The organism is Gloeomargarita sp. (genome assembly GCF_053491055.1).
The window spans coordinates 1-14,885 of sequence record NZ_JBRCEP010000024.1; the positions used below are offsets into that span (position 1 = coordinate 1).

The window sequence follows — 14,885 nt, forward strand, 5'->3', positions numbered from 1 at the left end:
TTGTGGCGGTTGGGGGCGGGGGTGGCGTTGGGTTTGGGGGTGTTGTTTCGCAGTGCCATGGGGTTGCTGCCCCTGGTGGGACTCCTGCCCTATTTGCTGCGGGAACGGCGACGGCATGGGCATTTACGGAGTCCGTGGCTGTGGTTGGGGGTGCTGTTGGGGCTGGCGCCGACGGGGATATGGCTGGGGCTGGCAATGGGGCAAGATGGCTGGGCACCGGTGCGGGCGTTGCTGGGGTTTGTGGGGCAGGCGGTGGTACGCACCCGGCAGGGGAATGGGTGGTTTTATTACTTCTGGAATGTGCCGTTGCAGGGGTTTCCCTGGCCTTTGTTGGCGTTGGTGGGGCTGACGGCCACGCCCCGGGAGCGGCGGAGTTTGCTGTGGGGGTATCCGCTGGTGGTGCTGGTGGGCTTGAGTGCTGTTTCTACCCGTTTGCCCCACTACAGTCTGGTGTTGCTGCCCTGGCTGTCGCTGTTGGCGGGGTTGGGGCTGGTGCGGCTGGGGCTAATTTTTGCCGGTGGGCTGAAGCCCCGGTGGTTGGCGCGCAGTTGGGCCTATGGGCTGGGGTTGGTGGGGGGGGTGTTGGTGTTGCTCACGACGGTCTTGTACCCGCAGTTTGCCGACCAGGTGCCGGAGGTGGCGCCCTACCGTTGGCCGGCCTTGGCGTTGGGGCTGTGCTGGGGGTTGCTGCCCCTGGTTTGGCTGGCGCGGTATCGCTGGCGGTGGTCTTGGCCGGGGGTGCGGGGATGGCTGGGTTTGTGGGTGGCTGGGCCGTGGTTGACGTTGACGTTGCTCGGGGCGATGGGGTTGGTGGGCAATTTTCGTCCCGATGTGAAATGGCTGTTGCAGGAAACCCAGATGGCGCCGGTGTTGGCCCGGCAGCCGGTCCATTTTGTCCGCCAGGGAATTGGGGATGAGGCCCAGATTCTGCTGAGCATTTATACGCCCCACCTGGGGCAGTGGTATCCTGAACCGGCGGCTTTGCCGGTAGGCAGTTGGGCGTGGGTGCAACCGGATATGCCGCTGCAACCCCGGCGGCGCTATCAGGTGGTGGGGGTGTACGAGGGGTGGCGGTTGGTGCAGGTGCGGGAGCCGTAGATGTGCGGCATTGCCGGGGTGTGGCTCCGAGCCGACAGGCAGGCGGTGGCGACGGCAATTCAGCGGATGACGGCGCAATTGACCCATCGGGGGCCGGATGATGGGGGCGTGTGGGTGGATGTCGCCCTGGGGCTGGGTTTGGGGCATCGGCGCTTGGCCATTTTGGATAGGTCACCTCTGGGGGCGCAACCGATGGTGGCTCCCAATGGGCTGGTGTTGGTGTGGAACGGGGAAATTTATAATTTTGCTGCCCTGCGCCGGGAATTGGCGGGTCAAGGGTGGCGGTTTCGGGGGCACTCGGATACGGAAGTCCTGCTGGCGGGAATTGTCGTGTGGGGGCTGGTGCCCTGTTTACAGCGATGCCGGGGAATGTTTGCCCTGGCGCTGTGGCATCCCCAGGAACGGTGTCTCTACCTTGCCCGCGACCGGATGGGGGAAAAACCCCTGTACTACGGCTGGACAGGGGCAGGGTTTGTCTTTGCTTCGGAATTGAAAGCCCTGCGGTGCAGCCCTGGTTGGTGGGGTGAAATTAATCCCTACGCCCTGCATTTATTGCTCAGCTATGGCTATATTCCCGGCCCCGCAAGCATCTACCAAAACATTTATAAATTACCGCCCGGAACCTGGTTAAAAATTCCCCAGCCCGAAGCAGTTGTCCAACCCCAGTCCTATTGGTCGCTTGCAGCGGTTGTTGCTGCCCAAACGCCTTGGCATTTGTCACCCCCAGAAACGGTAGCCATGTGTGAACAATTACTCACCCAAACCATTGGGGAACAGATGGTTGCCGATGTGCCTTTGGGTGCTTTTTTATCAGGGGGGGTGGACTCTTCTTTAATCGTGGCGTTGATGCAAAAACAATCCCCACAACCGGTGAAAACCTTTACGATTGGGTTTACGGAAACCGCCTACAATGAAGCACCTTGGGCCAAACAAATCGCGCAGCATTTGGGAACCGCCCACACGGAACTCATGACCACACCGGCACTGGCGATGGCGGTGATCCCCAAACTCCCCCACATCTACGACGAACCCTTTGCGGATAATTCCCAAATTCCCACCTTTTTGGTTGCGGAATTGACCCGCCAATCGGTTACGGTCAGTCTGTCGGGGGATGGGGGGGATGAATTGTTTGGTGGTTATCGTCAATATCTCTACGGGCGCACCATCTGGCGGGCAATTGCCTGGTTACCGCTCCCCATCCGGCAAAGGTTGGCCCATTTATGCCAAAAAATTCCTGCGCCTTGGGTCAATTCATGCTTCACCACACCCTATTACTCTCCAGAAGATAATTTGGCCCGTTTGGCTGCCGTTTTCAGGGAACCCCATCCCGCCGGTATGTATGACTACTTGAGCCGCCGTTGGTTGACACCACCTTTAGCCAGGGATTTAGGGGTCCATTTAGGAAAACACCACCCGACCGTCTTGCAAAAATTGGCGGCTGATGCCCCTTTATTAAGCGATGAAATTCATGTCTTTATGTACGCCGATTGCTTGATGGAATTACCGGACGATATTCTGGTAAAGGTGGACCGGGCGACGATGGCGGTGGGCTTAGAATCCCGTGCCCCTTATTTGGATCAGCAGGTGGTGGAATTGGCTTGGCGATTGCCCCTGCGATACAAAATTTATCAGGGCCAAAGCAAATGGATTTTGCGGCAAATTCTCTACCAATATGTGCCCCCAAAGTTGCTCGCACGTCCCAAACAGGGGTTTGCCCTGCCGCTGGGCGAATGGTTGCGTCAGCCCCCGTTGCGCGATTGGGCAGAAGGATTGCTACACCCCCAGCGCTTGCACCAACAGGGCTATTTTGAATCCCAAATCATTCAGCAAACATGGCAGGAACATGTGCAGGGTCGCTTTAATTGGCAAGCGCAACTTTGGCCGGTGTTGATGTTTCAAGCCTGGCTGGAACGGCAAAGTTAGGGCGTTGCCGGTGGCTGGGCAAAAACAAAGGGCGTATTGCCGACGGCGCGATTCAAGGCGGCCAGGGCGCGGTTATACCCCAAGACGGCGGCGACCAAATTCCCTTGCGCCTGGGTGAGGGCATTCTCCTGGTTGATCACATCGGTTTGGGTGCCGACGCCCGCTTGGAAGCGCAACCGCGCCAAGCGCAAACTCTCGTTGGCCTGCTCCAACGCCAGGGCTGCCGTTTTGATATTGGTCTCGTTGGCCCGTAGGTCGCTCAATGCCTGCTCTACCTGGAAGCGCACCTGGTTGCGGACGTTGGCGTAGTTAATATCGGCGACGGCAATGTTGGCCTCGGCCTGACGCGCCCCAGCCAAGGCGGCCCCCCCGTCAAACAAGGTCAAGCGCAACTGCACACCGAAGACATAGCCCAGCCCAAACCCGCCCCGTTCCAAACCCGTCGGGCTTTCAAAAAAGCGCAGGTAATCCGTCTGGGCAAACAGGCTCACATTGGGGCGAATCCCGGCGAGCGCCAGTTCCCGTTGCGCCTGCTGAAACCGCCGCTGGGAAAGCGGGATCACCAGTTCCGGGCGCTGCTGCCAGGCCAAAAGAATGCTCTGCTCCAAGGGCAACGTCCAGTCTCCCGCCCGTGCAATCGGGTCGGAAGCCGTCACCGTCACCTGATTGCCCAGACTGAGAAGCTGCACCAAATTGCGCTGGGCCACCACCTGGTCCCGCTGGGCATTGACCAACTGCTGCTGGGCATTGGCCAGTTGCACCTGCGCCTGCAACACGGCAAACTGCGTTCCCACCCCCGCCCGCAACTGCGCCTGGGCATCCCGCAAACTCACTTCCGCATTCCGCACCGCCGATTGCCCAATCGTCACCTGGGCATCCGCATTTTGCAGGTCGTAATAGGCGCGCGCCACATTCAACTGCAACTCCTGCGCCACCCGCACCGCATTCAGAACCGCCTGCCGCAATTGCTCCTGTGCCTGTTGAATCCGCGCCGCCCGTTGCCCACCCGCATAGATGCTGTAACTCAACCGCAACGTGCCATCCCAGGTGAGCGACGGCCCATCGTTCCCGCCCCCAAACCGCGCCACCCGCGCCGCAATTTCCGCCTGTGCCGACTCGCTGCGCTGAAAGTCGGACTGGAATTCCAAGGTAGGAAACAAAGCCGCCTGGGCTTGCCGCAGGGCGGCACGGGCCGCCTCAATCTGGGCACGGGCCGCTTGCAATTCCCGGTTGGTACGCGCTGCCAGTGTCAACGCCTGTTGCAAACTCAGGGCTTGCGTAGTCGTAATCGTGACATCGCCGGGTTCGGTGGGGGTTGCCAGGGGATTGGCTTCGGGCAAGACAGGCACCAGCAACGGCGGTAAATTGCGAAAATCCTGAATCCCCGGCGAAGCGGGTGGTATCGGTGTCACCGGTGCCAGGGGGGGCAACCCAGGCAGTTCACCAGAAGCATTGGCTGGCGATGCCCATGTCAGAGCAGCCGGGAAACCAACCATGCCCGCCGTGAGCAATCCGGACAACCATCCGCAGAGGAAGCGACGCTTCATGTCTTTGAGGCCTCACACCACTCCCACCATAGTCCCTCGCTTTAGCCTTTGACAACGATGGGTCAAACCCTCATCATACATCGTCCTCACGCCGACGCACAGGGCAGTTCCCGCCACCTGACCCGCGAACCGATTACAACAGCCACCAGTTGTGGCTACGTTTGGCACCCGTCGGCAGTTTGGTCGCCCAGTTAATGCGGGCCAACGCCAATTGTTCATCCGAGACCAAAGCCCCTTCCAAATTGGCGCCACACAAATTGGCATCCCGGAGATTGGCATTGCGGAGGTAGGCTTCGGTTAAATTCGCATTGCGCAAGTCGGCGCCCTGGAGATTGGCAAAACTGAGATAGGCCTTGTGTAAATTGGCTTTTTGCAGATTCGCCCCCTGCAAATTGGCCCGCCCTAAATTGGCCTCCTCCAAAATACTCCCCTGCAAGTTGGCCTTGGTTAAGATGGCTTCCGTCAGAATACACCCCATGAGCATTTCCCCTTGGAGGTCATACTCGCGGAAATCACAACCGGCAAAGTCTTTTCTCCCTTGCCGCAACGCATGTTTTAACCGACTGGGGGTGAGTTTGTCGCTCTCAGTTTCTGTGCTGGTCTCCAGGTTCAAGGCGCGGGCTTTGCGGGCACGAATCGCCGCGGCCAACTGGCTGTATTTGCTATCGCCGGCGGCAGGTTCCGGGAGAGGAGAAGGCGCAACCGGCGGCGATGTGGGCTTGGCGGTGCGTAACCCCTGCGCCAGGTTGCCGTAATAGGGTTCCAAATCCAGGGCCCGCAGCACCGCCCCCGCCGTGGCATAGCGCTGTTTCAGGGAAACCGCCAGCATCCGGTCCAACACCTGGGCAAACGCATCGCTCACCCGCACGTACTGCCGCCAGCGAATTTCCCCGGTTTGGGGGTCAGTTTCCAACTCCTTGGGGGATTTGCCCGTGAGCAGGTACAAACAGGTAGCCCCCAGCGCATAAATATCGCTGGCATAAACAGGACGCATCGACAACTGCTCCGGCGGTGCATACCCAGCCGTGCCAATGGCAAACTGCGTCAATTCCCCTTCTGCCCCGGCGGGAATTTGCCCCACCTGCTTGACCGCCCCAAAATCAATCAACACCAATTCCCCATCCACTTTGCGCCGCATGATATTGGCCGGTTTGATGTCCCGGTGAATGGTGCCATGCTCGTGGATGTACTGCAACACCGGCAACATCTGCCGCAGAAAGAGTTTCACCGCACCCTCTTCATAAGGCCCCTTTTCCCGCACCTCCGCCTGCAGTGTCGTCCCATCCACGTACTCCTGCACCATATAGAAATGGGGTGGGTCGGCAAAATAATCCCGCAGGGCCGCCAAACGGGGATGGTTCCCCAACCGCCCTAAAATTTCCGCTTCCCGCTCAAACAATTCCTTGGCCATCTGATAAATGTGGTCGTCCGGGTTGTCCACCGGTGGCCGTAACTGCTTAATCACACACAGGGGTTTACCAGGGAGATTTTCCTCAACGGCGGCAAAAGTGGCACCAAACCCGCCATACCCCAAACACTTTTTCATCCGGTATTGCCGTCCCTGATGATTCAAGATCAAACTGGCCCCACAATTGCTGCAAACCAGCGAACCTTCGGGGTTTTGGGGGCGGGTGCAGGCAGGGTTAAAACAGTAACTCACCTGGGACTCAGTTTGGGGACACTGCTTTGTCTTTAACTACTTTAGTTTATCTGCTCGCCAAACTGAATAGGGAACTTCCGGCACGACCCCACGGTTGATGGCCTTGATGCCCGTGTACCCATCCCCTTTGGTTGGCCAATATAGCTAAGCATACAAAGGTTGACATGCTATGGGTCGCTGGGCGTAGCCCCACAGTGGCCTGGCCATGAATCTTCAGGCGACAACCTTAACCTACCTAGGTTGCTGAAGGGGCTTTCCTCACCCAATAGGTCGCCTAATGCAACTCAAGCAAACTTAACCCATTTGCCCGTAGGCTAAACTGGAACTGTTCCCTGCCCCCGGTTCTGCCATGCCACCCCTTGCGGAACATACAGCTCCCCCTGTGCTGTTGGAACCAGAAGCGCTCCGGGTGGCGCGCAACCGTTACCGGGACTACCAGGAGGTGGGCAAACGGCTGGGTAAACCCTTGGTGGGGGTAGCGGTGAACTCGGATACCTACCACACCACCCTGATTTTTTCCGCAAAACCCGTGCTGCTGCCCCGTGAGTTTTTCGTCCCCTGGCAACTGCTGGGGTAGCAACTCCGGGAGGTGTACAATAGGTTTGTGCCTGAGAAAGCAACCACTGCATGACTGCCACCGTTGCCACTGCCTACGAAACCATCATCGGCTTGGAAATTCACTGCCAGTTGGGGACGGCCACAAAAATTTTCTGCGGTTGTAGCACGGCCTTTGGCGCGCCGCCCAATACCCAGGTGTGTCCCATTTGCTTGGGGCATCCGGGGGTGTTGCCGGTGTTGAACGAACAGGTGTTGGCCTATGCGGTGCAAACGGGTTTGGCCTTGAATTGCACCATTGCCCCCTACAGTAAATTTGACCGCAAACAGTATTTCTACCCCGATTTACCCAAAAACTATCAGATTTCCCAGTACGATTTGCCCATTGCCACCAACGGCTGGTTAGAAATTGAACTGGCAGATGACCAGGGCAAATTTTACCGCAAGCGGGTGACCATCCAACGGTTGCACATGGAAGAAGATGCGGGCAAATTGGTGCATGCCGGGGCGGAGCGGCTGTCGGGGTCGGACTATTCGCTGGTGGATTTCAACCGGGCGGGCGTCCCTTTGTGTGAAATTGTCAGCGGCCCGGATTTGCGCTCCGGTGCAGAAGCGGCGGAATATGCCCAGGAGTTGCGCCGGATTGTCCGCTACCTGGGAGTCTGTGACGGCAATATGCAGGAAGGTTCCTTTCGCTGTGATGTGAATATTTCCGTGCGGCGGGTGGGGGAAACCCGTTTTGGCACCAAGGTCGAGATTAAGAATATGAATTCGTTCAATGCCATCCAGCGGGCGATTGACTACGAGGCCAAACGGCAAATGGCGGTTTTGGAAGCCGGGGAGCGGGTGGTGCAGGAAACCCGCCTGTGGGATGAAGCCAGCCAGCGCACGGTGAGTATGCGCACCAAGGAGGGGGCAAGCGATTACCGCTATTTCCCGGAGCCGGATTTGCCGCCCATTCAACTGACGCCAGAACAAATCGCCCATTGGCGGTCGCAACTGCCGGAATTGCCCCACGCCAAGCGCCGCCGCTACCAGGAGGAATTGGGGTTATCGGCCTACGACAGCCGGGTGCTGACCGATGAACGGGCGATGGCTGAGTATTTTGAAGCGACGGTAGCTGCCGGCGCCGACCCGAAACTGGCCAGCAATTGGATCACCGGTGACCTGACGGCCTGGCTGAAAGCGCAAAAACAGGATATTCGTCAGGTGGCCTGCCGCCCGGAGCAGTTGGCCGAATTGATTGGCCTCATTCAAGCAGGCACCATCAGCGGCAAAATTGCTAAGGAACTGCTGCCGGAATTGCTCAGCCAGGGGGGTTCTCCCCAAGCCATCGTGGAGGCGAGAGGCTTAACCCAAGTATCCGACCCGGCGGTGTTGAGCGCCTACATTGACCAGGTGTTGGCGGCCCATCCTCAGGAACTGGCCCAGTATCGCAGTGGCAAGACCAAACTGTTCGGCTTTTTTGTGGGGAAAGTTATGCAACAGACCGGTGGACGCGCCGACCCCCAACGCACCAACGAACTCTTAAAACAAAAATTAAATTCTTGAGCGCCTGCGGTGTGACTTATGCCAAGATAGAAATTATTCCCCGCCACGGCAATGTTGGTTACCGCTTGTGATTCTTTCCCTTTGGCCAACCCATGAGTGACACCCCCAGAGAGCATCATTTGTTGGTGATCCACGATGATGACGGCTCCCGCGCCATTGCGCTCGAGGCGGCGACCTATTCGATAGGGCGCGATCCGAGTAATGCGATTGTGCTGAATTCCAAAACCGTCTCCCGGCGCCATGCCATTCTTTTGCGCCTGCCCAACCCGGAAACCAAGGGGTATCGTTACCGGTTGCTCGACGGCGACAGCAGGGGAAATCGCAGCGCCAATGGCACGCGGGTCAACAATAAAGAATGGGTCAGTGGGGAACTCAAAGATGGGGACATTATCAGCTTTGGGGATGTGGAAGCGCGCTATTTCATCCCGGTCATGACGGATGAAGAATTTAAGAAGCATACGCAAAGTATTGATTTTCGCAGTATTAAATCGGCAACGGTCAACACGGAAGAAACCCAAACGTTCTAGCATGGTTTAGGATGCTGTGAGGTTGATAGTAATTCGCAGGGGAGGGCTTTCCGACCTGTAACCGCTTCGGTGCCTTGACGTTGTCAGGAGGGCCCTTGGTGCCGGGAGGGGTTCTCGCCGGGGCGACAGGAATTGATGGTGAAAATGAAGAACAGATTAAGATTGCATCCCACAGCAGGGGTATAATAGAGGACAAGGCACTGCGGCAAACGGCATGGATTTAGTGCGGGTTTTTGGCACGGCCCATCCGGTAATTGGGGTTGTTCATCTGCTCCCTTTACCCACGTCCCCCCGCTGGGGAGGGAGTCTGACGGCGGTCATCGAGCGAGCAGAACAGGAGGCCAGCGCCTTGGTAACAGGGGGAGTGCATGGCATTATCATCGAAAATTTTTTTGATGCCCCGTTTACCCAGCACCAGGTGGACCCAGCGGTGGTCAGCGCCATGAGTTTGGTGGCACAGCGGGTGCGGGCCTTGGTGGATGTGCCTTTGGGGATCAATGTCTTACGCAACGATGCCATCAGTGCGCTGGCGATTGCCCACAATGTGGGGGCAGCCTTTATCCGGGTGAATGTCTTGACGGGGGTGATGGCGACGGACCAGGGGTTGATCGAAGGGTGCGCCTATCGGCTGTTGCGCTACCGGCGGGAGTTGGACAGTGGGGTCAAGATTTTTGCCGATGTGTTGGTCAAACACGCCCGTCCCCTGGGCACGCCGAATCTCACGACGGCGGTGCAAGAGACGATCCAGCGGGGTCTGGCGGATGCGGTGATTCTCTCCGGTTGGGCTACCGGGCATCCCCCGACGCGAGAAGATTTGGAATTGGCACGGGCGGCGGCGGGCCATGTGCCGGTGTTGGTGGGGAGTGGAGCGAATGCCGATAATGTGGCACACTTATTAGCAGCCGCCGATGGGGTGATTGTGGCGAGTTCACTCAAGCGCAAAGGTCAGATTGAACAGCCGATTGACCCCCAGCGCGTGCGCCATTTTGTGCAAGCGGTACGCCGTGCCCTGGAACCGGAAACCGCCGATCTGAGTCCTGGGTATCGGTCTCAAACCCATCCCAACGAAGCCTATGAGCAAATTACTCAACCGTCGCCGTAGCGCCCCCTGGTGGCAGCGCCATGCCCGCCCGATGATGGGCATTCTGGCCGGGATTGGCGCGATTGAAACCGCCTATATCACCATCACCCATTGGCTGGGCGGCAGTGTGGTCTGTCCGACGACCGGCTGTGACCAGGTTCTCAAGAGTGAGTACGCCCAGTTGTTTGGCATTCCTCTGTCGCTGGTGGGGTTTGGGTTTTATCTGGCGGTGGCGGTGGTGGCGGTGTTTTTGGCGCCGCGGCAGTCCAAGGAAGAGGATTTTCCCTGGGCGTGGCTGTTGTTTGCCCTGACGACGGCCATGCTGGTTTCCAGCGGCTATTTTGTGTATTTGATGGCGGTGAAAATTGGCGCCTGGTGTGTCTATTGCGTCACTTCGGCAATCTTGAGCGTATGCCTGTGGTTTTTGGCTACCTTTGGCCGGGTGTGGCGGGATGTAGGGCAATTGCTCACGACGGCTTTGGTGGTCGTTTTGGTGGCCTTGTTGGGAATTTTGGCGGCCTATCATGGGGTGGATGCGCCGGTACAGGCGGGGAGTCCGACGACGCAAGGGTTGCAATCACCGCCCCCGGTGACCACGCGTTCCGGGCCGGCGGAATTGGCCTTGGTTGAGCATTTGAACAGGGTGGGCGCGCGGGAATATGGTGCTTATTGGTGTCCCCATTGTCATCAGCAAAAACAGTTATTTGGGAAAGAGGCGAGCGAGAAAATTAACTACATTGAATGCGACCCCAAGGGTGTCAATAGCCAGCCGCAATTGTGTGCAAAGGCGGGGATCAAAGGGTATCCGACTTGGGAAATCAATGGCAAGCTTTATCCTGGGGTGAAAACTCTGGAGCAGTTGGCGGATTTGACCAACTACAAAGGCCCAAGAAATTTCATCAACCGACTGGTGAAGTCGCAGTGATAGGGGGAGTGTTTCTCTGGGAAGCCGAACCCCGAAACGTTGATGCGGTTGCGACTGTTTTAGCCAGCATTCACGCGCTGACGGATGTGCCAGAAATCTGTGTCTATCCAGCTCGGCATGGGAATAACTCCAATGCGGTTCATCTTTGGCGAGGGCGCCCCTACCCATGAGCAGGAAATCTGTTCTCGCCGGTAATTTGGGAGTCGTGCTCTTGGTTCTCCTAGCGGGTTGCCAAGGGAGTGGCCTAGAGCGTTCGCTGGCCCCTGACCCCCAACTCACTTCCCCGAACCCCACCCCGCAAGCGACGAACTCCCCCCAGCGGGATACCCCTAGCCCGGAGGTGGTCATTTCTCCAGAACCCAGCCCGACGCCGGTGGTGGCCAACCTCACGACCGTACCAACGGCCCTGCAACCCTTGGTGTACGATGTGTTGCGTTTGGGGGTGATTCCCGCCAGCGAAGTGCGTTTGGCCGAACCCGTGACCCGCCGCCAATTTGCCCGCTGGTTGATGGCGGTGCAACAACGGCTGTACCAGGATCAGATCGAACGGCAGGTGCGCCCTGCGACCCTGGGCAGTCCGCCCGTATTTACCGATGTGCCCCGCTCGGACCCGGATTTCCCCGCCATTCAAGGTTTGGCCGAAGCCGGCATCCTGCCCAGCCGGTTGACCAGCCCGACGGCCCCCACCCGGTTTCAACCCGACCAACCCCTCACCCGCGCTGCCCTGGTGGCCTGGAAAGTTAGTTTGGATGTCCCCGGCACGTTACCCCCGGCGACCGTAGCCGATGTGGAAAAAACCTGGGGGTTTCAGGATGCGGCCACCCTTGACCCGCTGGCGTTGGCGGCACTCATGGCCGATTACGGCCACCAACCCAGCACTGTGCGGCGCGTGTGGGGACGCACCCGTTTGTTTTTACCCCAAAAAATGGTCAGCCAAGCCCAAGCCCTAGCCGCCCTCTGGTCCTTGGGGAGCGGCGAGACCTTGGTTACCGCCCGCGATGTCTTGAAAAACTAAATCACACCCCGCACTTCCTGCACTACCCCGTCTCGGAGTACCACTTCTACCTGCATTTTTTGGATTAAATTTTCCCCGACCTTGATGGTGAAATAGCTGTCCAACTGTCCCTGATTGACTTCCTGTTCCATCTCCAGGGTTTGTACCTGGGTCAACTGGTTCAAAATTTGATTTTTCTGCTCCAGGAGTTTGCTTTTTTCATCGTTGGCCTGGAATTGGATCGTATTGATTTGCTCCGTCACCTGGGGACTGGGCGGTTGTTTTTTGAGTTCCGTCATCGCCCGCTGCAACTGGACATCAATCTGTTGGGTGCGGGCATCAATTTGATTGATTTGGGACTGCAAAATTTGCAGGGTCTCTTCCTTCCAACGGGGGGTCACAATCACTTTGATATTCACCGCCCGTTTGAGTACCAACTCCGTTATGTCTGCCATGTTTCGACCCGAGATGAAAGGAACACCTGTTATCATACCCTGGATGGCGAATCAACTCACCCCTAACCCCGGAAATTGCAAGCGATGCAAGTGAGCATAAAGTCCCCCTTTGGCCAACAATTCCTGATGGGCACCCATTTCCACCACCTGACCCGCTTGCAGAACCAAAATCCGATCCACCTGGCGAATCGTCGCCAAACGATGGGCGATCATCACCACCGTCCGCTGCTGCCACAGCTTTTGCCAGGCGGCTTGGAGCACCGCTTCCGTCCCCACATCCAAACTCGCCGTCGCCTCATCAAAAATCAAAATCCGGGGTTGGCGAATCGCGACCCGTGCAAAGGCAATCAACTGTTTTTGGCCGGTGGACAAATTGCTCCCCCGTTGCCGCACCGGCGTATGGTATCCCTGGGGCAGTTGGGCGATCCATTCATGTATCTGCAACTGCCGTGCCACCGCCTCCACCTCCGCCAAAGAATAGGATTCGCCCAGCACAATATTGCTGTAAATATCGCCGCTGAATAAAAACGGCTCCTGCAGAATTACCCCCACATACCGACGCAAATCCGCTTGCGCCAATTGCCGAATATCCACCCCATCAATGAGAATGCGTCCTCGGTTGGGTTCATACAAACGACACAGCAGGCGGATCACCGAGCTTTTCCCCGCCCCCGTCGGCCCCACTAATGCCACCTTTTCCCCCGGATAAATCCGAATATTTAGATTTTTGACCGCCCATTCCCCGGGTTGATAGGCAAACCACACCTGTTCAAAACAAATTTCCCCACCCCCTTGCGCCGGTAAAGTTAAAGGGGTTGGCGGGTCGCAAATACTTACCGGTTGGGCGAGAATTTCTTGAATCCGCTCCACCGCCGTCAACCCCGCTTGAATGAGCGTAAATTTCTCCGCCAACTCCCGCAAGGGGTCAAACAAACGTTGGGCAAACAAAATAAAACTCGCCAACACCCCAAACGTCAAATGCTTCCCCAGCACCAACCCACCTCCAACCATCAACACCACCGCAATTGCTACTAACGCAATCCATTCCAAGGTGGCCGAGATGGCCGCATCGTGGAAAATGGTTTTATCTACCTCACGGTTGTAGCGTTGATTGACCCGGCGAAATAGTGCGGCATTGTATCGTTCTCGTCCAAAAATTTGCACAATGTTGACACCCTGGATATTTTCTTGAATCAGGGTGTTGAGGCGGGATAATTCCTCACGGGATTGGTAATTCGCCTGGCGAAATTGGGCTTGAAAGTAGGTAATTAATCCGGTTACAGGAATCAAGAGCACCAACAAAATGAGTGCCAAAAGCCACTGCTCCATAAACATCACAACGGCCAGGGCGATAAGCGTAAAAATATCAATCAAAATCCCAACAGCTCCCGTGGCAAATACATCACCCAAAGCTTCCACATCGCTGGTCAAACGGGTAATCAATTTCCCAACCGGCGTGCGGTCGAAATAGGTCATGGGCAACGCCAGTACATGGTGAAACAAATCTTGGCGAATGTCAGCGGTGATATTCTGCCCTACTTTTTGAATCAAATAACTTTGTATCCCTTGCAAACTCAGGCGCAACACCACCGTCAATAACAGCAACAAAGCAATGATTCTCAGCCCTTGGGATAGGGGAAGCGCCTGCAAAAAGGCAACCACAGGCTCTCGCCGAATCAGGGACACCGCTTGCCCAATGAGCACCGGTTGAATTGCACCGGCAAACGCCAAAGGCAGGAGTAAAACAAAGCTCAGCACCAGGAGCGAACGATAGGCCAGGGCATAACGCCCCAAATGTTGCAACAGTTGCCAATCGCCGCCTTGACGACGAAAACCTGCCGAATGGTCCGCCATCTATCGCCCCCTACGTGACCTTTTCTAGTATGAAACAAACGGCCCGGCAGCAGCGTCACCGGCAAAGGGGCAAAAAATCCCCGGAAATGACTTGTTAGACTATACGGTGGAAATAATCCGTTGGGACCAACCAACAGGGTGTGGGGTTATGGTGTCCAGGTGGCGATGGCGGCGGCCACGACCGGCCAATTTGAGCCTTTATCTTGGCGGTTCCTTGGTGGTGCATGCAGCCGTACTGTTGGCCTTGCAATGGGTTGATTCGCCTTTGGAACTGACCCAAACGGCAGAACCACCGCCAATTGAACTGGTGGATGCGCCCAAGACAGCCCTGGACCAGCCACCGCCTCCCGAAACGCCCAACCGCGCAGAGCGCAATGCTGTGGCTCAGGGAAGAGTCCGCCCCGATGTCCCGCTCAATCTGGAAACGACCCGTCGGCCAACGGCAACCCCCACCCCACCCACAACCACATCCCAGCCAGAACCGAGTCCGATTGCCCAAACCACACCTGAACCCCTTCCCAGTCCCATCACCCAACCAACACCCCAACCTGAACCCCAGCCGATTGCCCAAGCCACACCCGAACCCGTTCCCAGTCCCATCACCCAACCCGAACCCCGGCCGATTACCCAAGCCACGCCCGAACCTAGTGCTCCTCCCCTGACTCAACCCAAACCCCAGACTCAACCGCGGTTCCTGCCCCCCCGCCCCGTGCAG

Annotated in this window: 12 protein-coding genes and 1 pseudogene; 9 read left to right on the plus strand and 4 right to left on the minus strand. The window is 57.4% G+C overall.

Features of this window, described 5'->3' with window-relative positions:
- Positions 1–1,098, plus strand: a 1,098-nt coding sequence (locus ACWISF_RS02520; protein WP_448380020.1) for a glycosyltransferase family 39 protein, incomplete at its 5' end; no start/stop codon positions are given.
- Positions 1,099–3,021 carry an asparagine synthase (glutamine-hydrolyzing) gene (gene asnB, locus ACWISF_RS02525; RefSeq protein ID WP_448380021.1) on the plus strand — a complete coding sequence of 641 codons (1,923 nt, stop codon included), beginning with the start codon at positions 1,099–1,101 and terminating at the stop codon, positions 3,019–3,021.
- Here the strand turns inward: asnB and ACWISF_RS02530 are convergent.
- Complete coding sequence (locus tag ACWISF_RS02530) at positions 3,018–4,433, minus strand: TolC family protein (protein ID WP_448380022.1); 1,416 nt, start codon at positions 4,431–4,433, stop codon at positions 3,018–3,020. The genes asnB and ACWISF_RS02530 overlap by 4 nt on opposite strands.
- Before the next feature lie 268 nt (positions 4,434–4,701).
- Positions 4,702–6,228: a protein kinase domain-containing protein gene (locus tag ACWISF_RS02535; protein WP_448380023.1), complete on the minus strand. Its 1,527-nt coding sequence runs from the start codon at positions 6,226–6,228 to the stop codon at positions 4,702–4,704.
- Positions 6,229–6,577: 349 nt separating this feature from the next.
- Between ACWISF_RS02535 and ACWISF_RS02540 the strand changes: the two genes are divergently transcribed.
- The 6 genes from ACWISF_RS02540 (at position 6,578) to ACWISF_RS02565 (ending at position 11,882) form a co-directional block, all read left to right on the plus strand.
- Positions 6,578–6,805: a hypothetical protein gene (locus ACWISF_RS02540; protein ID WP_448380024.1), complete on the plus strand. Its 228-nt coding sequence runs from the start codon at positions 6,578–6,580 to the stop codon at positions 6,803–6,805.
- Positions 6,806–6,855: 50 nt separating this feature from the next.
- Positions 6,856–8,334, plus strand: coding sequence for an Asp-tRNA(Asn)/Glu-tRNA(Gln) amidotransferase subunit GatB (gatB, locus tag ACWISF_RS02545; protein ID WP_448380025.1), 1,479 nt, complete (start codon positions 6,856–6,858; stop codon positions 8,332–8,334).
- Positions 8,335–8,426: 92 nt separating this feature from the next.
- Positions 8,427–8,861 (plus strand): FHA domain-containing protein, encoded by a 435-nt coding sequence (locus ACWISF_RS02550; protein ID WP_448380026.1) that lies wholly within the window; start codon positions 8,427–8,429, stop codon positions 8,859–8,861.
- A 214-nt stretch (positions 8,862–9,075) separates the two neighbouring features.
- Positions 9,076–9,963 carry a photosystem I biogenesis protein BtpA gene (btpA, locus tag ACWISF_RS02555; RefSeq protein WP_448380027.1) on the plus strand — a complete coding sequence of 296 codons (888 nt, stop codon included), beginning with the start codon at positions 9,076–9,078 and terminating at the stop codon, positions 9,961–9,963.
- On the plus strand, positions 9,935–10,867 hold the full coding sequence (locus tag ACWISF_RS02560) for a vitamin K epoxide reductase family protein (RefSeq protein ID WP_448380028.1): 933 nt from the start codon (positions 9,935–9,937) through the stop codon (positions 10,865–10,867). Before btpA ends, ACWISF_RS02560 begins: the two co-directional genes overlap by 29 nt.
- A gap of 166 nt (positions 10,868–11,033) precedes the next feature.
- Positions 11,034–11,882, plus strand: coding sequence for an S-layer homology domain-containing protein (locus tag ACWISF_RS02565; protein WP_448380029.1), 849 nt, complete (start codon positions 11,034–11,036; stop codon positions 11,880–11,882).
- Here the strand turns inward: ACWISF_RS02565 and ACWISF_RS02570 are convergent.
- Positions 11,879–12,316 carry a YlqD family protein gene (locus ACWISF_RS02570; protein ID WP_448380030.1) on the minus strand — a complete coding sequence of 146 codons (438 nt, stop codon included), beginning with the start codon at positions 12,314–12,316 and terminating at the stop codon, positions 11,879–11,881. The two genes, ACWISF_RS02565 and ACWISF_RS02570, sit on opposite strands and share 4 nt — an antisense overlap.
- 51 nt (positions 12,317–12,367) lie before the next feature.
- Complete coding sequence (locus ACWISF_RS02575; RefSeq protein WP_448380031.1) at positions 12,368–14,170, minus strand: ABC transporter ATP-binding protein; 1,803 nt, start codon at positions 14,168–14,170, stop codon at positions 12,368–12,370.
- Between the two features lie 148 nt (positions 14,171–14,318).
- On the opposite strand from ACWISF_RS02575, the pseudogene ACWISF_RS02580 reads away from it, so the two are divergent.
- Positions 14,319–14,885 (plus strand): annotated as a pseudogene (locus ACWISF_RS02580) (hypothetical protein); the annotation flags it as partial.

Excerpts from the sequence above, each read along its gene's own strand:
- asnB (WP_448380021.1), top strand. The coding sequence starts at position 1,099 with ATGTGCGGCATTGCCGGGGTGTGGCTCCGAGCCGACAGGCAGGCGGTG.
- ACWISF_RS02540 (WP_448380024.1), top strand. The coding sequence starts at position 6,578 with ATGCCACCCCTTGCGGAACATACAGCTCCCCCTGTGCTGTTGGAACCA.
- gatB (WP_448380025.1), top strand. The coding sequence starts at position 6,856 with ATGACTGCCACCGTTGCCACTGCCTACGAAACCATCATCGGCTTGGAA.
- ACWISF_RS02550 (WP_448380026.1), top strand. The coding sequence starts at position 8,427 with ATGAGTGACACCCCCAGAGAGCATCATTTGTTGGTGATCCACGATGAT.
- btpA (WP_448380027.1), top strand. The coding sequence starts at position 9,076 with ATGGATTTAGTGCGGGTTTTTGGCACGGCCCATCCGGTAATTGGGGTT.
- ACWISF_RS02560 (WP_448380028.1), top strand. The coding sequence starts at position 9,935 with ATGAGCAAATTACTCAACCGTCGCCGTAGCGCCCCCTGGTGGCAGCGC.
- ACWISF_RS02565 (WP_448380029.1), top strand. The coding sequence starts at position 11,034 with ATGAGCAGGAAATCTGTTCTCGCCGGTAATTTGGGAGTCGTGCTCTTG.
- ACWISF_RS02570 (WP_448380030.1), bottom strand. The coding sequence starts at position 12,316 with ATGGCAGACATAACGGAGTTGGTACTCAAACGGGCGGTGAATATCAAA.
- ACWISF_RS02575 (WP_448380031.1), bottom strand. The coding sequence starts at position 14,170 with ATGGCGGACCATTCGGCAGGTTTTCGTCGTCAAGGCGGCGATTGGCAA.